This window comes from Blautia sp. 210820-DFI.6.14 (genome assembly GCF_020558815.1).
Classification (GTDB): Bacteria; Bacillota; Clostridia; order Lachnospirales; family Lachnospiraceae; genus Blautia_A; species Blautia_A obeum.
Window position 1 is genome coordinate 1 of sequence record NZ_JAJCKS010000020.1, and the last position, 18,340, is coordinate 18,340.

Consider the following 18,340-nt stretch of genomic DNA (forward strand, 5'->3'; position numbering starts at 1 on the left):
TTTTTTTGCACCAAAAAGAGGCTGCGCACTAATTACTTAGTGCGACAGCCCCTTTCTAATTCTTAATTGTTCTTTTATTAGCTCCAGATTGAAGAGTAAGCTTTCAGTATTACATCTGCTCTGGCAGTTGTTACTGTATTCAATGCTGACTGGATCGCCTTATATGTATTCGGGCGCTGGCTGCTCAGTGCAGCTCCATTCAGCATATAATCCTTCACAGATTCAGCAAAATATTCCGCAGCATTCTGTGTTGCATATGCTTTGTTATATCCTGTGAATTTCGCTTTTTCACTGTTATATACAGATGCGAATGCACTGCTCTGATCTACGTTGCCTGCAATAAATGCAAGGAAATGTCCAAGCTCATGATAAATTGTCTCATCTGCTTCCTGGATCGTGATGCTTCGTGATCTTGCATCAAAATGTCCTGCATAAGCGGCATTCGGATCAACCGTTACCGTAAATCCCATTCTTGCATACGCATTCAGTACTCTGCTGTCCATCTTCGGTGCAATAGAAGCAACATTGCTGATCGTATGCTTGGATGCCTTCTGACTGGAGGTCTTTGCTGAACCAGAGTTCTGAGTTCCGGAACTCTGGAATGAAACTTCCTGCGTCTGCGCATTCTGCTGTGAAGCTGCAACTGTTGTTGTAGTCTTGACTGTTGTTACTATTTTCTGTGTGACAACTTTCTGTTTGGATTTCTTTGTGTACTTCTCAGTCGTTGCTGTCTGTACAGTTGTCTGTGTCTTCACAGTCTTCTTACCACTCTTCCTGGTTTTGGTAGTTGTTTTTTTCTTTTTTGGAAGTTTTTTGGTGTATGACTTCTTCGATGCTTTTTTCAGTTTTACTTTCTTTCTCGTTGTCTTCGTTTTTCTTTTTGTCTTCGTTGTTACCTTTGGCTTTGATGCTAGCGGAGTATCATCACCGGTAATTGTTGTTTCGATCACCGGATCCGTATAACTGGAAAGTTCTGGTATGTCAGAAGACTGCATCACCATCGAAAAACTTCCTGCGGCAATCACCGCGGCTGCTGCAACACATCCTGCTGCAACTTTTTTCCTTGTAAGGAATTCTCTGATTTTCATTTTTCTTTTCATATTATCACACCTTTCAGATATCGACGTATGAAATACAATATTGTTCACAGCAATCCAGTCGCCGGAACATCAGAGTTATTTATATTTTAACACACAAAAAAACCGTTTAATTAAATTAAACGGCCGCATATGTTAATTCAGATTCTCTCTTCTGTAGTCCATAATACGTCACTAAATCGGAATTTAATGCGGCAACCGGCTGCCTTAGTCTCACGACCTTAGACCCGTGGCTTTGCGTCCCTGCCTTTCAGCAGGTTTGCCTTTATGCTGTAAGTATAGTTTTTTTTCAGTGAATGTCAACATTTTTTCCTGTATATTTCACATTTCTGTAATAATTCAAAAAATCAAAAACCTCTTAAGGAATATTGCCTGTAAACATCTACTCTGCTATACTTAATTCAAAACAAACACAAGTAAATATTTCATATTATCAAGGAGCAGTCACATGAACCGATTCATTCGCTTACGACTCCTTGCCATGCTATTGTGTCTGCCTTTTCTGTTAATATTTATTTCAGGCTGCGGATCTTCTTCGCAAAAAAAAGATGAACCCCCTGTCTATTCCCCGCTCCAGGTTCTTGTTCCTGAAGCCACCGGAAAAGAAACTATTGGCTCATCGCCTATGATACTGGATGTATCCAATATCAGCCAGGGCTACTTTATTGCCCAGTCCGATTCTTCTGACCTGACATGCAGTTTGCAGATCATTTCTCCTTCTGGTGCACTTTATTCTTATTTTATTGCACCCGGAGAATCCGCAACCGTCACTTTTACAGAAGGCAGCGGTGATTACACAATTACCGGTTACCAACAGGTACAGGGTGACCAGTATGCAGCTCTTTACAGCGAAACAGTTACCGTACAGCTTGAAAATGATTTTCTGCCTTTTCTCTATCCAAATCAATATGTAAACTTTACACCGGACAGCAAAGCCAGCCAGCTTGCGCTCTCCCTGATCGATGAGGACACCGTTGATGTAGATGCATTGCAGCAGATTTACGATTATGTTGTGTCAAATCTGACTTATGATTATGAAAAAGCAGATACTGTGACCACCGGATATCTTCCCGATGTCGATGAAACCCTGAAAACAGGCACCGGCATCTGTTTTGATTATGCCGCGCTCACCACGGCCATGCTCCGAAGCTGTGATATTCCATGCAAACTTCAGATTGGTTATGCCGGAGATATCAAGCATGCCTGGATCGATGTATATATACGCTCCAAAGGCTGGGTCAATCAGGCAGTATCCTTTAAAGGAGATACCTGGACACTTATGGATCCTACCTTTGATTCCAACAGCGATGACAAAGAAGCTATTCAGGATTACATTGGAGATGAAAGCAATTACACTGTACAATTCACACGTTAATGGCAAAGGAGATTTTTTATGAAATACACATTAACAGCCCGGGAGCTCAGTAACTTTTTCGGACAGCTTGGAATGCTGATTCATTCAGGCATTTCTTTAACAGAAGGCTTGGCAATTTTTCACGATGAAAGTCAGACGGATACAGACCGTGAAATCATCACCGCGCTGCTCACTTCCATGGAAGGAACCGGAAGTCTTACACAGGCAATGGAAACTTCCGGAAGATTCCCCCATTCTTCTGTTTCTTATATAAAGACTGGTGAAGAAACAGGATGTCTGGATGAAATTCTGAACAGCCTGGCTCAGCACTATGAACAGGAGCAGGAAGTTTCCGAACAGATTCGAAGTGCAGTTACCTATCCCCTGATCATGCTTGGAATGATGGGAATCGTTATCGTCGTTCTTCTTGTAAAAGTACTTCCTGTATTTCAGCAGGTCTTTCAGCAGATGGGGATGGAAATGAACACACTTTCTCTTGGATTACTGAAAGCCGGAAGTATTCTCAGCAATTATTCCGGTATTTTCCTGATATTGGTAGTTCTATTGGTTGGTCTGATTCTTTTTCTCAGTCTGAGCGAAAAAGGACACATTTATCTGAGAAACGCAGCCTACCACTTACCAGTCTTTCGCGATATCCCACTGGCTGCCGATTACGGGCGTCTTGCACAGGGACTTTCTCTCGGGCTGAAAAGCGGTCTCACTCCAGATACAAGTCTTGAGCTGTCTGCTGAAATGGTTTCACATCCTCTGATTTTGAAGCGACTGGAAGAAACAGGTCATTTACTGGAAGAAGGCACTCCGTTTTATCAGGCACTGACAGATTCCAAACTTTTTACCGGTATGGAGGGAAGACTGATTTCTGTTGGTTTTCAATCTGGTTCGGCAGATGAGGCACTTAATCAGCTTTCCGTAAAATATCGTGAAAAAGCAGTTGATCTGATTTCGGAAGCAATCTCCATCGTTGAGCCAACGATTGTCATCATCCTGTCCCTGCTTGTCGGTCTCGTTCTGCTTTCTGTAATGATGCCGCTTCTGGGTATTCTCTCTGATATTGCATTGTGAGGTGAGCTATAAATGGAACTTTTTGACATCCACAGAAAAAAATTTTTACGCAGATTCAGTCTGTTACTACCTTTATGCTTTCTCATTCTGATCAGCAGCATTTTTTTCATCAGTGTCAGCTTTGCATCCGATGAAACCCTTCACAAAGAACAACAGGCACTGGAACAGGCGCTTGAAAATGGTGCTATCCGGTCATATGCCATGAATGGTCAATATCCAGAAAGTCTGGACCAGATTCTGAGTGATTACCACATAACTTATGACCGCTCTCGTTTTGTTGTCGAATATACCCCAAACGGTTCCAACCTGCTTCCTTATATAAGTGTAATTCTGCTGTCCGATACTGCCGGACATGGAAAGGGGGCTGCCAAATGAAAAAAAGGCTTATCACCAGACATCCAGTTGCTGAACTGGCCTCTCTTCTGCTTTTTGGCATTTTTGTTCTTTTTCTTCTGCTTATGCTGCTTTTTTCAGCACGCATTTATCAGCAGACTGTAAAAAATACAAATGCAGAAAATACTCTCGGTACTGCTGTTTCCTATCTTACAACCAAGTTCAGACAGCATGACACAGTAAATGGAATTTTCACCGGCAAACTGGATAATCTTTCTGCCCTTTGTTTTCGTGATACACTGAATGATCAGGATTACATCACTTATATTTATCTTGATCAGGGTAATCTGAAAGAACTCTTTACTTCAGACAGTTCTTCTGCCAATGCATCTGCCGGAACAACGATTGCTCAACTTTCTGACTTTCAGATCTCTGAAAGCAGACCTGGTTTTTATTCTTTTGAATTAAAAGATTCTGAAGGAAACAAAGAAACTTTTTATCTCCATCAGAATTCCGTTTCCAAGGAGCCATCATGAAAAAAATATCTGCACATTCAAAAACAAGTCTCTTTTTAATGGAAATGATCTTTGTTCTGCTTTTTCTGGCACTTTCCAGCGCTGCCTGTATCCGTATCTTTGCTGCTGCAAAAAACAATCATATACAGGCTCAGGAATGGCGTCATATACAAACGCTCACAACTTCCGTCGGTGAAATTCTGGAAGACAGTGACGGAACCGCAAAAAGCTTTGTCTCACTGTTTCCTGATGGACAGATTCAGGACAATCTCATCGAATGGTACTATGACAGTTCCTGGCAACTCTGTTCCGATTCACAGGCTTCCTATAAAATGGAACTTACATTACACGAAACAGCGAACCCCAGACAGGGAACCCTTACTTTCTATCACGCCACAAATGATATACAGATTTACACGATTGATCTGGTTTTTCCTATTATTGAAAATTCAGACAAGGAGGCCAGCTCATGAAAGACCATAACAGCTTTTTTACTGCCACGGGAATTCCCTCTCTGTTTCTGATCTTTTCCGTGCTTTGTCTTGCGGTGCTTTCTTTGCTGACACTCGGAAATTCCCGTTCAGAATTAAGCACTGCCCGTAATTCCATGCAACAGACAGAAGATTATTATAATGCCTGCAGTCAGGCTTCCACAGTTATCAATGAGATTCAGACAGAACTCACAGATGCCTACCGGCAGGCCACCGATCAGAAGAATTATCTTGCCCTTGTCGGACAATTCTGCAAGGATCATTCTGAGCTTACTTTTGACGAGGAAAAGCAGACATTGCTTTTCGCCGAATCACTCTCTGACACTCAGCAACTCACTGTCTGCCTGAAGGTTTTATACCCGGAGAAATCCGGGGATTCTCTGATACAAATATTACAATGGAAAACAGACACCACGGCTTCCTGGACTCCGGACACCAGTCAGTCTGTTTATAAAGGAGGCACTCATGAATAAAGAACAAACTCTGGAATTTCTCTCTAAGGCAGCAGATCTGCACGCTTCAGATATTTTTATTATTGCAGGACGTCCACTTTCTATAAAAACCGATGGACGTCTTTCCACCTATGGTGACCGTCTGATGCCGGAACAGACCAGTGAAATTCTCGAAGCAATTTATCAGATGGCGAATAACCGTGATATCTCACGACTGCACAATACCGGTGACGATGACTTTTCCTTTTCTATTCCAGGTCTGTCACGTTTTCGTATCAATGCTTACAAACAGCGTGGTTCTCTGGCAGCAGTCATACGTGTTATCGCTTTCCAGCTGCCGGATCCCGCCGAGCTTTCTATTCCCGAGGATGTCATGAGTATTGCTGATCTGACAAAAGGCATGGTTCTTGTAACCGGATCTGCCGGAAGCGGAAAATCCACAACCATGGCCTGCCTTATCGATCGAATCAACCATTCTCGCGAAGGGCATATCATTACGCTGGAAGATCCTCTGGAATACCTGCATCGACACGATCGTTGTATCGTAAGCCAGCGTGAGATATGCACTGATACGGAAAATTATATTACTTCCCTGCGTGCTACCCTTCGCCAGAGCCCGGATGTCATTCTTCTTGGCGAAATGCGTGATCACGAAACCATTCAGACTGCCATGACAGCTGCCGAGACCGGTCATCTCATCCTTTCCAGTCTGCACACACTCGGAGCCGCAAATTCGCTCAACCGTATCATAGATGTTTTTGAACCATCCCAGCAGCATCAGATCATCATGCAACTTTCCATGGTACTTCAGGCTGTCATTTCTCAACAACTGGTTCCGGATGTCAACGGCAAAAATATTCCGGTTTTTGAGATTATGCGTCTTACTCCCGCTATCCGGAATATGATCCGTGATAATAAAATTCATCAGATCGACGGTGTCATTTCTTCCAGTCCCGGACAGATGCGCTCCATGGATCAAAGCCTTTTTGAATTGTACAAAAATGGACGCATCACAAAAGAAACTGCCATCAACTACGCAATGAATCCGGAAATGCTCCGCAGAAGACTTGGATGATTTTTTCTTTTGGAATCTTCCTTACATAAAAAATCCGTCTCAGGCTTATCACCTGAAACGGATTTTTTTATTGCTTATTTTTGTTTCTGATCAAATATCAGCTCTTTTTGCTTCCGAAACGTTTTTTTACAAAAACTACGATTGCTACGATTGCTGCCAGAAGAATAATCACGAATGGAAGAATCGGTGTATTATCTCCTGTCTTAGCTGCAGTCTTAACTGCAGTCTTAGCTGTAGAATTTGACGAACCAGATGTTTAATTTTATGCTGAAATATCATATTTGTCGAAATTATATGCAATTTTGTGTGCAATTTACATTATCATACAGTGTATTTACGAAAACTTTACGAAACTCCATACTTTTCCCTTATTTCAGTGCCAAAATCAACAATAATTCTTTATGACCACCTGTAGGTTTTCTCTTCCCTGAAAAACATTAATTTCAGGATAATATGTAACAGATATGGTATCATGCGCCTGTACAAAATCCACGAATTCCTGTGCTTCTCCAAAATATACTGCATCCATCTTTATTCCATTTTCATCTATAAGAAGCATCTTTGCCACATTCCTGTTTCTGCCAAAAACACGAATCCCCACTGCCCGAAGATTTTTCTGTGCAAACAAAGGTTTCGAGTTCCCTTTACCAAATGGTTCCAGCACCTTTAACTGTTCTGTCAGTTTTTTGGAAAGATAGGAAATCGGCATTGGCACATCGATCATAATTTTGGGAATCAGATCCTGTTCTGTAAGGGTACAGTTATCATTCAGACGTCTGCGGAAAAGTTCTACATTTTTTTCCTCCATTGAAAGTCCGGCTGCCATCGGATGACCGCCAAACTGCGTGAGCAGATCACTGCATTTCACCAGTTCCTCATACATAGAATATGCCTCGATCGACCGCCCGCTTCCCTTTACTCCGTCAGCTCCTTTCGTCAGTACGAACACCGGCTTATTATATGCTTCACGGATCCGTCCTGCAATAATACCAGCAAGGCTCTCATGACAGTCTGGAAGATACACTACCAACACTCGGTCCTTACCGAGATTATTTTCCTCAATGCTCTGAATCGCCTGTTCTTTTCCTTGCTCTGTCATGGCTTTTCTGCTCTGATTCAGATCATACAGATCATCCGCAAGCTTCATTGCATCTTCCATATTATCCGCAAGAAGCAGTTCCAGAGATCTTGCTGCTGTATCAAGCCGTCCGCTTGCATTGATACATGGGCCAATAACAAACCCTACATGATATGCCGTAATCTCTGCACCTTCAAGATTATTCACACAAATCAGTGCTTTCAGCCCTTCAAAAGAAGTAGAAGAAAGTTTTTTCAGTCCTTCCTTTACAATGATCCTGTTCTCTCCCTGCAGATCCATGACATCACCTACTGTTGCAATTGCTGCCAATTCAAGAAAATCCCATATCTCATCACTGTCAATTCCCAATCTTTCATATAACGCCCAGATCAGTTTCCACGCAACCACCGCCCCGCAGATATTTTTATTCGGATACAGACAGTCATTCTGTTTCGGATTCACCACTGCATCTGCTTTCGGAATGATCCAGATTCTTCCATCCTCTGTATCGCGGAAAGGAATATCATGATGATCCGTAACGATCACAGTGAGTCCTTCTTTTTTTGCGTATTCTATTTCAGCTGCAGCTGCAATCCCATTATCGCAGGTCAGTATCGTATCAATTCCATCTTCCAGTGCTTTATCGATCAGCTGCTCATGCATTCCATATCCGTCTTTTACTCTGTCCGGAATGTAAGTATCCACATTTGCATTAAGTCGTTTCAGACCTTTCAACAAAATGCAGGTAGCTGTCACGCCATCTATATCATAATCTCCGATGATTCGGATCTTTTTTTTCTGCGTAATTTTTTTCTGAAGGATCTGCACTGCACGTTCCATATCCTTCATCTTCCATGGGGATGGAATTTCCGCAAGTGTTCCATATAAATAGGAACGAATCTCTTTCATATCCTGTATATCACGGTTTCGTATCAATCTCGCTATCACAGGATCAATTCCAAATTCACTGCCTATTTTTTGAAAATCTGCTTTCTTATTATATACCATCCACTTTTCCATAATGATCCTCTCTGTTTATCAACCTATCCATTATTAAAACACAAATCCCGGGGCAGCAGTCTGTCCCGGGATCTGAGATGTGTTACTGTTCACTCCGTTCACAGCAACTTAATTGTTACTTTTTATGTTTCGGATTATGCATCCTTATTTTCATCTTTGGAAGCATTTTCCTTTGCCGCTGCTTCCTGTGCCGCCAGACGTTCTGCTACTCTCTTGCGGTTTTTCTTTTTCGGCTGATCTGAATTTTTCTTTCCGGATTTTGTATCCTGGCTGTTATTGTTCTGTTTTGCAGGAGCTGCAGTATTCTTTGCTGCTACAGCCTGTGCAACAGGTTTCTTATAATAGCGTTTCATTACCAGCCACAGAGCACCTGTGATGCATACAGAAGAGTAAGCTCCACAGATAACACCTACCATCAGAGGAGCTGCGAACTCACGTATAGAAGATACACCCATGATGTACAAAACAGCTACCATTACGAAAGTTGTGAAAGAAGTGTACATACTTCTTGTAAGTGTCTGTGTGATACTTTCATTAACGATCTCTTCAAGGTTTGATCTGCTTCCCTTCGTATTCTCACGAATACGGTCGAAGATAACGATCGTTGCGTTGATAGAATAACCTACGATGGTAAGCATGCAGGCAATGAAGGTATTACCTACGGAAATTCTGGAAATTCCATAGAATGCAAATACAACCAGTACGTCATGCAGCAGGGCAAGTACTGCACTGCTTGCGAAACGGATATCTTTGAAACGGAACCAGATGTAAGCAAGCATGCAGAGTGTAGCCACAATCACGGCAACAACTGCATCTCTTCTCATCTCGGAACTTACTGTAGAAGAAATACTTTCTGTTGTGATCAGAGAATCATCTACATTAAATTTCTCAACAAGTGCATTATCCAGTTTCTCACGTTCTTCCTGAGAAAGCGTACGCGTCTTGATAACTACCTGATTTGTTCCTACAACTTTAGTCGGCTGTACATTCTTATCACCTGTAACTTCTTCAACGACAGGAGTTACTTCAGAGTCAATCTGCTTGATATCCATGTCTTCGTTGAATGTTACAGTTGTTGCAGTACCACCTGAGAAGTCAAGTGCATAGTTCAGAGCTGTTCCATCTACGTTGTGATGGATTGCCATTGCAACCGGACCACTTAAGATCAGAATGATGGAAATAATGAAAAATACTTTTCGTTTTCCAACAAAATTGAATACTTTACGCTGTTTTGCACGACCGTAGAATTTCTCATCATGGAATCCTACTGCATAAAGAGCATTCATAACAAAACGTGATACAACCAGAGCTGTAAACATGGAAACTACGATACCAAGAGCCAGTGTATAAGCAAAGCCCTTAACAGTACCGGAACCAAGCCACATCAGCACGAGAGATGCGATCAGGGTTGTGATGTTTCCATCGAAGATTGCGCTGAACGCTTTTGAGAAACCGGATTTAATAGAAGCTCTTACAGAGTTTCCGGCTGCGATTTCTTCCTGAATACGTGCGTAAATGATAACGTTCGCATCAACCGCCATACCAATACCAAGAATGATACCTGCAATACCCGGAAGAGTCAGTGTGATGTCAAATGCATTCAATGTAATAAGTACGATCGCTGTATACAGGATCAGTGCCACACCGGCAACAACACCCGGCAGACGATACATAATAATCATGAAGATGATTACAATAACAAGACCGATCAGACCAGCCATAACACTGGTGGAGATTGCTTCTTCACCAAGCTGTGCAGCAACTACGCTGGAACGAAGTTCTTCCAGTTCGATGCTCAGAGAACCGATACGGATATAGGAAGCAAGATTCTGTGCTTCTTCCACACTGGACATACCAGTGATCTGTGCCTGTCCACCTGTGATTGCTTCGTTTACCTTCGGTGCGCTTAAGATCTGATTGTCATAAACGATCGCAATCTGTTTTCCTACGTTTGCTTCTGTAGCATCTGCAAATTTTGTCTTACCTTCATCTGTAAGTGTCAGGCTGACTGCATACTCTCTGGAGCTGTTTTTGTCAGACTGGAATGCACCACCCTGGGCATCTTTTACATCTGTACCTTCCAGAACGACGGATCCGGATTCACGAATCTCGTCCAGACTTCTTGCCAGTACATAACCGCTTCCTGTACTGGAGAAGTTTGCATTACCGTCATCATCTGTCATTGTGATAAAACACAGAGAACCCGGTTTTCCAAGGTCATTCAGAATCGCATCTGCATCTGTAACACCAGGAATCTCTACAGCGATACGGTCGCTTCCTTCTTTGTACACCTGTGCTTCTGTACTGTACTGTTCAACACGCTTCTGGAGTTTATAAACAGTATCTGACATGTCTTCTGCACTTGGGTTGCTGTCTTTTGCCTGATAGGTGATACTTACACCACCAGACAGGTCCAGGCCGGTCTTAATGTTTTTTGCAGAACCGGTACCTGTTGGTCCGAGGCCAATCCCGGCCGTGTAACACAGAAAGACTGTGATAATGGCGGTCAGAAGCAGCACAACAATTCCTTTGCTTTTCTTCATTGTTCTTTCCCTTCTTGCATTATTTTATTCCGCTAATGCGGCCTTTATCATGATTGCGCACTCCACTCTCTTACGCTGAAGTTCGCATCCGATACCATAATTGCCATTTATATCTTTCTGAAAATGATAAGCATTGGCAGCACAGCCACCACTGCAGTAAAATCTTGCGAAGCAGTCTTTACAAGCTTCTTTTGTGTAAACATTACATTTACCAAACTTATCACGGATCTCCGGATGTGTGATTCCCTCATCCACATTTCCCATAAGGAACTGCTCTTCACCAACAAACTGATGACACGGATAAAAATCACCCCAAGGAGTTACTGCAAGATACTCGGTTCCTGAACCACATCCTGAGAGACGTTTGTAGACACAAGGTCCACCAGTCAGGTCAATCATAAAGTGGAAGAAGTTGAAACCTTTTCCGGCTTTTTCTCTGGCGATCATTTCTTTTGCCAGTGCATCGTATTCTTCCATGATCTGAGGAATATCCTCTTCTCTGATTGCATATTCCTCTGTATCAGCTGCAACTACCGGTTCAACAGAAATCTGTTTGAAACCAAGATCTGCAAGGTGCAGAACATCTTTTGAAAAATCGAGATTATGATGTGTAAATGTACCACGCACATAATACTTGTCCTGATTTCTGGATTCCGCAAATTTCTGGAATTTAGGAATGATCAGATCATAGCTTCCTGCGCCCTTACGGAACGGTCTCATATAATCATGAACTTCTTTACGTCCGTCCACACTGAGAACAACATTTCCCATTTCTTTATTACAGAACTCCATAACTTCATCATTGAGAAGAACACCGTTCGTTGTCAGTGTAAAACGGAATTTTTTATTATAGAGTTTCTCCTGCTCTCTTCCGTATGCTACCAGGTCTTTGACAACCTGCCAGTTCATCAGAGGCTCTCCTCCGAAGAAATCCACTTCCAGGTTCTTTCTGGATCCTGAATTGGCGATCAGGAAATCAAGAGCTTTCTTACCCACTTCAAAAGACATCAGTGCTCTTCTTCCATGATATTCTCCCTCTTCGGCAAAACAGTATCGACAGGCCAAATTACAATCATGGGCAATGTGCAGGCACAGTGCCTTTACTACTGTCTGTCGATTCTCTGTAAATTCATCAATAATGTTTTCGTATATATCTCTGGTAAACAGCATACCCTGTTCTTTCAGTTTCTCACACTCGGAAACAGAAGTACGGATATCAGCCTCAGGATACTGATCTTTTAATTTGTCAACAATCTCCTGCTCTGAAAGTCCCTCTTCCATAAAAGGAAGAACTTCGTATGTTACAAGGTCTACCAGATGAATACATCCACTGTTAATATCCAGAACAATGTTATAGCCATTGCTCTGATATCTATGAATCAGACTCATCTTTCTGAAAATCCTTTCCTGTAACTTTTTGTTCATAAGAATAAGCAGCGGATTTCACTCCGCTGCTTACTGAATGTTCTGAACCTGCTTATTTGTTCTCGCAGCTCTGATTTCCTACAGTACAGGAAGTTTTGCATGCTGACTGGCAAGATGTCTGACATTCACCGCATCCACCTTTTTTCACTGTGTTCTGCAGGTTCTTTGTATTTAATGTTTTGATATGTTCCATTATATATCCCTCCTTATGTATAATTATCTGGGCATAGTATAGCATAAAATCAGCCTAATTAAAAGCATTTTTTTATCAAGAAAGCATCCCTCCAAGGGTTCCTCCTCCAAGACACATAAAAAATGTAGTCACCAGATGTTGGAAGCTCATATCCCACTTTCTCTGTACTGCAAAAGAAACAGCTGCAAGTAACACAAAATAACATAAGCCTACCAGAAATCCCCACCGATATTTATCCTGACGAAGTATCTTTCCTGCCAAAAATCCTCCTGCCAGGCAGGACAGCACATAAATCACTAAAATTCCTACCGTAACCGGCCCTTTCCCTATGTCAAGTTTGAATACCAGTAATGCCAGCAGGAGCAGGCAGACACCCGACAGAAGATATGCCAGAAACAATGATCTCAAAATTGCCTTTACCTTCATAAAAAAGCCCTCCCATATTGAAATATATGGAAGGGCTTTGCTTCATATGTGCAAAATGCTATGCAAAATATTATTTTTTCTTCTTAAGATAAACGAGTACTGCTACAATTACCGCAGCTGCGATGCCAATGATCACAAACGGAAGGATCGGAGTATTATCTCCAGTCTCAACTGCTCCTACAGAATTCCCCTTACTGTCTGCTTCACTCTGGTCAGCAGAGTCAGAAGTACTGTTCTGATTTTCAGATGTGGATGCCTGAACAGATGTATTATTCGCAGAAGTGGATGCTGTATTACTTGCATTATTTGCGGTACCGCCAGATGTACTGCCGGTATTTGTGGAAGCTGCTGCTGTCGCCTGCGGAGTCGTTGTCGCGGTAGAAGTTGTACCGGAAGAATAGCTTCCATCTTCAATTTCTTCTCCTACAAGTGCCTTGCTTCCTGCAATTCCAAACGGGCTGAAAGAGTGTGTACTGAATACCATTGTACTGCCCTCAACACTTGGCACGATTGTTTCCATAGCACCACTGTCCAGAAGATGCTCAATTGTATAATCATATCCGGCCTTAACAGGAACTGTCACACTCAGATATTCACCATCTGGGATCTCATACTCTGTATTGTTTTTCAGATCCCATAATTCAAAATCATAAGATTTGAATACATTTGCTTCTGCTTCATTGGTAAATTCATAATTCTCACCACTTGCAGCCCTGAACTGTACGTACCATGGAAGATTGATCCCTGATACAGAAATGCCATTGCATGTGTGATTTTTTTCTGCTATCTGTGCTTTTTCTTCATCAGACGGCTCTGTGTCCTCCTCAACCGACTGAGCTCGGTCATCTGCTGTGATATCTTTCTCTGTTCCATCAAAAATATTGTCTTTATCAGCCTCCGGAGTCACTGTAGGTTCCGGTGTATCTGTCACTGATGGTGTCTCAGTAACTTCTGCGATATCTGCAGGTCCCGGTGTCTCAACGGCCTCTGGTGTATCTTTATCTTCTGACGGAGTTACTGTTACAGCCGGTGCTTCCGTATTCTCAGTAATAATATTGTCTGTATTATCATTATCCGGTGTTTCCGTCACTTCTGTACTGTCTGTATCTGCGTTATTCTTGTCCTCCGTGGACTCAGAGTCTGCTGTGTTCTCGGTATTTTCCGGGTTTTCCGTTACTTCCGGAGTCACTTCCGGAACAGTAGTTTCCGTATTTTCTTCAGTATTATCTGTCGTGCTGGCCTCTGTGTTTTCTTCTGTGTTTTGTGCAATATTCTCAGTATCTGCAGTTTTCTGCTCTGTCTGAGTCTCCTCATAATCTGAATCCTTACTGATACTGCTTACAACAACTGTCACACTGCTGTAAATTGCATCTGACTGTCCATCCCAGCCGGAAATCTTCGCCAGATCAGCAGCATTATACGGGCGAAATACAACATCATAAGTCTGCACTCTCGCTGACGGTACGCAAGACCCATCTGCCCAGGAAAGTGTTCCATAATCACTCTTCGGAAGTGAAATATCTGAAAGAGGAACCGGCTGATCAATCGTAACATTATTCGGGATCAGACTGCTGACCTGTACGGTCGATGTATCGTCTCCCATTACTGTTGCAAATGAAAACTGACTTGTTACAAGTGCTGCGGTAAGTGCTGCAGCAGCAATAAACTGCACGTTCTTCCTCTTTTTCATCATAATCCTCACACCTCAATCTATATTCATTACTGCCAGACAAAGCCATTATATGCCGGCAGCTTCATATTATTTATGTAATCTTTAAACAAAAAATGTAACTTGTTTCTATATCATATATAATTCGAATTTAAGTACTGTAATATAAAAATATCTATTTTGTCGTATATGAAACTTTTATCTTTTCGTAACTAATTTGTAACACAATATTTTATTTTACGACACAAGCATTATATCACAGTTCTACTTTTTTCGACACCCCCAAATTATTTTTTTTATATTTAACAAGATTACATCATTAGTGAGAATTGAGTGACTATTCTGTTTACTTCTGCAAGAACTTCTTTTATTCCTCTCTCAGACTCTGTCCAATTATCTCTGGTAATGCCATCAATGCAACATGGGCATACCCGAAACTCAGTGTCCGGATATGCCCTCTGATAATACATCAAAGCTCTTCTGGCATGATAATTTTTGCAACAAATAATTGCCTTCCTTATATTAATACCAGCCTGATCTGTAACTTTTCTGGAAAACTTTGCATTTTCCCAGGTAAATGTCGCCTGATCTTCCTTCAGAACAGCATCCGCCGGCACACCATTCTTCATCAGTACATCCTTTAAAAATTCCCATTCCGTCTGATACTCTCCACTGTACCGTTTCTGACCAGTCAGTACTCCGCCAAATCTGCCTGTAGAAATACTGTATTTTCCACTTGGCAGTACAAATGGAGCATATTTTTTCGCATACAGCTGTGCCGCTCTCTCTGCCATCTGTGAATAACCATTGCCGGGTACAAAAATAATATCCGCTTTCTCTGGCTTATTTTCTGCAAAAATGAACTTACTTGTTTCTTTTATGAACTCTTCGTACATATTCGATACCTTCTCTTTTGGTTTATTTTGTTACAATGACCGTACTATATCCTGCATCTCTGAGGCGTTGTTCCATATTTATTGCATTTCCGATCTGCTGAAATGCACCAACCTGTACTTTATATAAATCATTTTCATTCAACAGAAATGCCGGATATCCCTGATCTGTCAATTGATAAAGCATACGGTCTGCATTCTCTCTGTTCCGAAATGCGCCGGTCTGTACCCGATAATACAAAGGAGCTTCTATCGTTTCTTCCGATAACGTTCCTAGAATTGCGCCTGCAATCGCCTGTGCTATTTCATCTTTTTTCTCATCATATAATGCATTATCCGCATCTGAGTTTATAAATCCGGTTTCAATGAGAAGAGCAGGCATTCTGGTTCTTCGCAGAACGACCAGTCCCGGACGTTCTTTTACTCCTATTTCTCTGAATCCAAGTTCCCCCAGTGCTCCAACAATATTTTGTGCCATCTGATACTTAATTCCACTTTTGTCATATACCAGAACTTCTACGCCCTGATATTGATTATCTTCAGGGCTGCTATTCCGATGAAAAGAGATAAAATAATCTGCACCTGACTGATTTGCGATTCTTGCCTTCTCAAATGGCGTCTGGTAAATATCTTCTGTTCTAGTATATACCACATCCACACCATTGTCTTCAAGGATTTTTCCTACCGCTTGTGCAAGTGCAAGATTATCATCTTTTTCATTTCTTCCATTATATACAGCACCGGGATCCGTTCCGCCATGTCCCGCATCCAAAACAATTTTATAAGCCAATTTTGTATCTCCTGACTGCTTTTTAATTAGTATATGCACACACTGATAAAAAGCATACGGGATAATCAGATTGCTTCAATAATAGCTGAACTGACCAGTTTCCGCATTGTAATGGTACACATAATAGGTAAGAAAATCTTCTTCCGGTGTCGTTTCCTCTACAGTCTCTGCCAGAACCTCTTTTAGCTTTCTTGGATCTGCACTATCTTCGCTGTGTATCATTACCTCATGAATACTTGTAAACACCATATAAAAACTGCCACCAATAAGTTTCCCCAATCGTTGCGCAACTCCGGGTAAAAAAACAGCCACTGCTCCATTGGTCCGGACAGATGTACTCAGACAATTTCCTATTGCATCTTTCTTCAAAGACATATCAAACAGCAGATTCATAAAATTCTCGCCTTCATAATCCAAATTATATAGAAGTTTCTCCCAGCAATAAATTCTTGGTGGCGAAATAAAATACGTATTCAAAAGTGCCTCATTAAACACTGACTGTTCATCCTGCTCCCATTTCTGTAACATATGTTTTTTTATTTTAATGCTGGTACTGCATCCATCCAGTTCTCCCATCCGGGCATATAATACCAGTGCAATATCCCCAACGGTTCGAAAAATTGCATTCTTCAGTTCATCTCGATATTTAACCACATTCATCAGGCGGATAAACAGATCTCCCTTTACCTTTTCGTAACTGTCCAGATTTTTACTTTTCTCAAAACACTCGGAACGAGCAAGCGTATCTAATCTTTTCATAATTTCCTGTATGATATTCTCCATGCTCCATCCATTTTGAAATTCATCATACAGATCTCGCACATAAAGTGCACAGACTTCATAAACGCCTTCCTTCTGTCTGTTTTTCAAAAGCAGTCTGTCACCCGAAGTCGGAGGATATTCCTCAGCCTTCTTATAACAGATCATTTCTTCTTCATAAGAAGTTTCCTTAAGAAGACTCTGTCTCAAAGTGTCCACGAAGTTTTCGTAACCGTTTTCCATATTCAATTCCTCATCTTTCCTGAATTATTCGGGCGATCTGCCCATGACTTAAATAGATTTGAAAAAAAGAAGGAAGCAGATGCTCCCTTCAAGAGTTGCTGTATCTAGAGGATACCGCATAATATTGTTTATGTAAAGAAAATTCGTTCGACAAAATTCGTGAATATCGACAATTGTTTTTATAACATTTCTTATTATAAAATACTTTAGAATAAAATTCAGATCAGGTCAGTTTAATTCATAATAATCTGCCCTTTGCCTTCCAGATATGTCAGAAAGCCCTCGCATCCCCTGACTACGTCGCGATATGTAATGTCAAAATTTCCTGTGTACCATGGATCTGCGATATCCCCGTGTTCGTCCGCATAATCCAGCAGAAGGCTCACTTTCTTTTCCGGATCTTTGCCTAGAATTCGAAGCATATTTCTTCTGTTTCGCTCTTCCATTCCAATCAGATAATCATATTTATTATAATCTGATTTTTTAAGCTGTACTGCCCTTTTCCCTTCACATGTAATCCCATGTTTCGCCAGTTCACGCTTCGCCGGTGGATATACCGGGTTACCGATTCCATTCCAGATTTCCTCTGTACTCGTTGCCGCAGAGGCGATGTAGAACTGGTCACCTAGTCCACGGTTATTGACCATGTCCTTAAATATAAATTCTGCCATTGGAGAACGACAGATATTGCCGTGGCAGACAAATAACACTCTTATCATTGCTTAAAACTCCTTGAAATGCTGTATTTACGCTGTTTACAGGCATTTTCCGATAATCTTCAATCCTGTCATTTTCCTGTATATCACAGCATAAATTCGTATATTTTCTTATCCAAATTTAGTAACTTCTTAGTAATAATCAGCCTGGAAAACAGGCTTTCTAAGAACCTTATAATCAGATT

The 18,340-nt window shown here is 41.5% G+C and carries 18 protein-coding genes, 1 pseudogene and 1 riboswitch; of the genes and pseudogenes, 7 read left to right on the plus strand and 12 right to left on the minus strand.

What is annotated here, in order from left to right:
• Positions 1 to 77: 77 nt before the first annotated feature.
• Complete coding sequence (locus LI112_RS13065; protein ID WP_227190854.1) at positions 78 to 1,100, minus strand: hypothetical protein; 1,023 nt, start codon at positions 1,098 to 1,100, stop codon at positions 78 to 80.
• Between the two features lie 187 nt (positions 1,101 to 1,287).
• A riboswitch (cyclic di-GMP riboswitch) is annotated at positions 1,288 to 1,371 on the minus strand.
• 174 nt (positions 1,372 to 1,545) lie between these two features.
• Between LI112_RS13065 and LI112_RS13070 the strand changes: the two genes are divergently transcribed.
• From LI112_RS13070 to LI112_RS13100, 7 genes are read left to right on the plus strand one after another with little or no spacing between them, the layout of a single operon-like run.
• On the plus strand, positions 1,546 to 2,472 hold the full coding sequence (locus tag LI112_RS13070) for a transglutaminase family protein (protein ID WP_022388020.1): 927 nt from the start codon (positions 1,546 to 1,548) through the stop codon (positions 2,470 to 2,472).
• 18 nt (positions 2,473 to 2,490) lie between these two features.
• Positions 2,491 to 3,534, plus strand: a complete 1,044-nt coding sequence (locus LI112_RS13075) for a type II secretion system F family protein (RefSeq protein WP_227190855.1) — start codon at positions 2,491 to 2,493, stop codon at positions 3,532 to 3,534.
• Positions 3,535 to 3,546: 12 nt separating this feature from the next.
• Positions 3,547 to 3,909: a hypothetical protein gene (locus LI112_RS13080; protein WP_227190856.1), complete on the plus strand. Its 363-nt coding sequence runs from the start codon at positions 3,547 to 3,549 to the stop codon at positions 3,907 to 3,909.
• A complete protein-coding gene (locus tag LI112_RS13085) occupies positions 3,906 to 4,403 on the plus strand; it encodes a DUF4860 domain-containing protein (protein WP_227190857.1) in 498 nt (165 codons plus the stop codon). The genes LI112_RS13080 and LI112_RS13085 overlap by 4 nt, the downstream gene beginning before the upstream one ends.
• Positions 4,400 to 4,855, plus strand: a complete 456-nt coding sequence (locus tag LI112_RS13090) for a hypothetical protein (RefSeq protein ID WP_117628244.1) — start codon at positions 4,400 to 4,402, stop codon at positions 4,853 to 4,855. The genes LI112_RS13085 and LI112_RS13090 overlap by 4 nt, the downstream gene beginning before the upstream one ends.
• Positions 4,852 to 5,346, plus strand: coding sequence for a hypothetical protein (locus tag LI112_RS13095; RefSeq protein WP_022388024.1), 495 nt, complete (start codon positions 4,852 to 4,854; stop codon positions 5,344 to 5,346). The genes LI112_RS13090 and LI112_RS13095 overlap by 4 nt, the downstream gene beginning before the upstream one ends.
• Positions 5,339 to 6,400, plus strand: coding sequence for a type IV pilus twitching motility protein PilT (locus LI112_RS13100; RefSeq protein ID WP_022388025.1), 1,062 nt, complete (start codon positions 5,339 to 5,341; stop codon positions 6,398 to 6,400). The genes LI112_RS13095 and LI112_RS13100 overlap by 8 nt, the downstream gene beginning before the upstream one ends.
• A gap of 97 nt (positions 6,401 to 6,497) precedes the next feature.
• Here LI112_RS13100 and LI112_RS18530 read toward each other — a convergent pair.
• From LI112_RS18530 to LI112_RS13155, 11 genes and pseudogenes are all read right to left on the minus strand, one after another.
• A pseudogene (locus LI112_RS18530) lies at positions 6,498 to 6,593 on the minus strand (hypothetical protein); the annotation flags it as partial.
• Between the two features lie 192 nt (positions 6,594 to 6,785).
• On the minus strand, positions 6,786 to 8,498 hold the full coding sequence (recJ, locus tag LI112_RS13110; RefSeq protein ID WP_117753385.1) for a single-stranded-DNA-specific exonuclease RecJ: 1,713 nt from the start codon (positions 8,496 to 8,498) through the stop codon (positions 6,786 to 6,788).
• Between the two features lie 134 nt (positions 8,499 to 8,632).
• On the minus strand, positions 8,633 to 11,041 hold the full coding sequence (gene secD, locus LI112_RS13115; protein ID WP_227190858.1) for a protein translocase subunit SecD: 2,409 nt from the start codon (positions 11,039 to 11,041) through the stop codon (positions 8,633 to 8,635).
• A 24-nt stretch (positions 11,042 to 11,065) separates the two neighbouring features.
• Positions 11,066 to 12,430: a thioether cross-link-forming SCIFF peptide maturase gene (scfB, locus tag LI112_RS13120; RefSeq protein WP_182279514.1), complete on the minus strand. Its 1,365-nt coding sequence runs from the start codon at positions 12,428 to 12,430 to the stop codon at positions 11,066 to 11,068.
• A gap of 88 nt (positions 12,431 to 12,518) precedes the next feature.
• Positions 12,519 to 12,659, minus strand: coding sequence for a six-cysteine ranthipeptide SCIFF (gene scfA, locus LI112_RS13125; protein ID WP_015541285.1), 141 nt, complete (start codon positions 12,657 to 12,659; stop codon positions 12,519 to 12,521).
• Positions 12,660 to 12,734: 75 nt separating this feature from the next.
• On the minus strand, positions 12,735 to 13,085 hold the full coding sequence (locus tag LI112_RS13130) for a TIGR04086 family membrane protein (RefSeq protein WP_022388701.1): 351 nt from the start codon (positions 13,083 to 13,085) through the stop codon (positions 12,735 to 12,737).
• A gap of 70 nt (positions 13,086 to 13,155) precedes the next feature.
• Positions 13,156 to 14,778, minus strand: coding sequence for a hypothetical protein (locus tag LI112_RS13135; protein WP_227190859.1), 1,623 nt, complete (start codon positions 14,776 to 14,778; stop codon positions 13,156 to 13,158).
• Positions 14,779 to 15,065: 287 nt separating this feature from the next.
• Positions 15,066 to 15,650, minus strand: coding sequence for a YdcF family protein (locus LI112_RS13140; RefSeq protein WP_173904076.1), 585 nt, complete (start codon positions 15,648 to 15,650; stop codon positions 15,066 to 15,068).
• Positions 15,651 to 15,672: 22 nt separating this feature from the next.
• Positions 15,673 to 16,437, minus strand: coding sequence for an N-acetylmuramoyl-L-alanine amidase (locus tag LI112_RS13145; protein WP_022387992.1), 765 nt, complete (start codon positions 16,435 to 16,437; stop codon positions 15,673 to 15,675).
• Positions 16,438 to 16,512: 75 nt separating this feature from the next.
• On the minus strand, positions 16,513 to 17,439 hold the full coding sequence (locus LI112_RS13150; RefSeq protein WP_022387991.1) for a DUF5688 family protein: 927 nt from the start codon (positions 17,437 to 17,439) through the stop codon (positions 16,513 to 16,515).
• Positions 17,440 to 17,672: 233 nt separating this feature from the next.
• Positions 17,673 to 18,158 carry a low molecular weight protein-tyrosine-phosphatase gene (locus LI112_RS13155; RefSeq protein ID WP_227190860.1) on the minus strand — a complete coding sequence of 162 codons (486 nt, stop codon included), beginning with the start codon at positions 18,156 to 18,158 and terminating at the stop codon, positions 17,673 to 17,675.
• Positions 18,159 to 18,340 lie beyond the last annotated feature (182 nt).

Bases quoted from the DNA above. Each gene is read 5' to 3' on its own strand.
- recJ (WP_117753385.1), bottom strand. From the start codon at position 8,498: ATGGAAAAGTGGATGGTATATAATAAGAAAGCAGATTTTCAAAAAATA.
- LI112_RS13085 (WP_227190857.1), top strand. From the start codon at position 3,906: ATGAAAAAAAGGCTTATCACCAGACATCCAGTTGCTGAACTGGCCTCT.
- secD (WP_227190858.1), bottom strand. From the start codon at position 11,041: ATGAAGAAAAGCAAAGGAATTGTTGTGCTGCTTCTGACCGCCATTATC.
- LI112_RS13100 (WP_022388025.1), top strand. From the start codon at position 5,339: ATGAATAAAGAACAAACTCTGGAATTTCTCTCTAAGGCAGCAGATCTG.
- scfA (WP_015541285.1), bottom strand. From the start codon at position 12,659: ATGGAACATATCAAAACATTAAATACAAAGAACCTGCAGAACACAGTG.
- LI112_RS13150 (WP_022387991.1), bottom strand. From the start codon at position 17,439: ATGGAAAACGGTTACGAAAACTTCGTGGACACTTTGAGACAGAGTCTT.
- LI112_RS13135 (WP_227190859.1), bottom strand. From the start codon at position 14,778: ATGATGAAAAAGAGGAAGAACGTGCAGTTTATTGCTGCTGCAGCACTT.
- LI112_RS13075 (WP_227190855.1), top strand. From the start codon at position 2,491: ATGAAATACACATTAACAGCCCGGGAGCTCAGTAACTTTTTCGGACAG.
- LI112_RS13070 (WP_022388020.1), top strand. From the start codon at position 1,546: ATGAACCGATTCATTCGCTTACGACTCCTTGCCATGCTATTGTGTCTG.
- LI112_RS13155 (WP_227190860.1), bottom strand. From the start codon at position 18,158: ATGATAAGAGTGTTATTTGTCTGCCACGGCAATATCTGTCGTTCTCCA.
- LI112_RS13130 (WP_022388701.1), bottom strand. From the start codon at position 13,085: ATGAAGGTAAAGGCAATTTTGAGATCATTGTTTCTGGCATATCTTCTG.
- LI112_RS13090 (WP_117628244.1), top strand. From the start codon at position 4,400: ATGAAAAAAATATCTGCACATTCAAAAACAAGTCTCTTTTTAATGGAA.
- LI112_RS13095 (WP_022388024.1), top strand. From the start codon at position 4,852: ATGAAAGACCATAACAGCTTTTTTACTGCCACGGGAATTCCCTCTCTG.
- scfB (WP_182279514.1), bottom strand. From the start codon at position 12,430: ATGAGTCTGATTCATAGATATCAGAGCAATGGCTATAACATTGTTCTG.
- LI112_RS13065 (WP_227190854.1), bottom strand. From the start codon at position 1,100: ATGAAAAGAAAAATGAAAATCAGAGAATTCCTTACAAGGAAAAAAGTT.
- LI112_RS13080 (WP_227190856.1), top strand. From the start codon at position 3,547: ATGGAACTTTTTGACATCCACAGAAAAAAATTTTTACGCAGATTCAGT.
- LI112_RS13140 (WP_173904076.1), bottom strand. From the start codon at position 15,650: ATGTACGAAGAGTTCATAAAAGAAACAAGTAAGTTCATTTTTGCAGAA.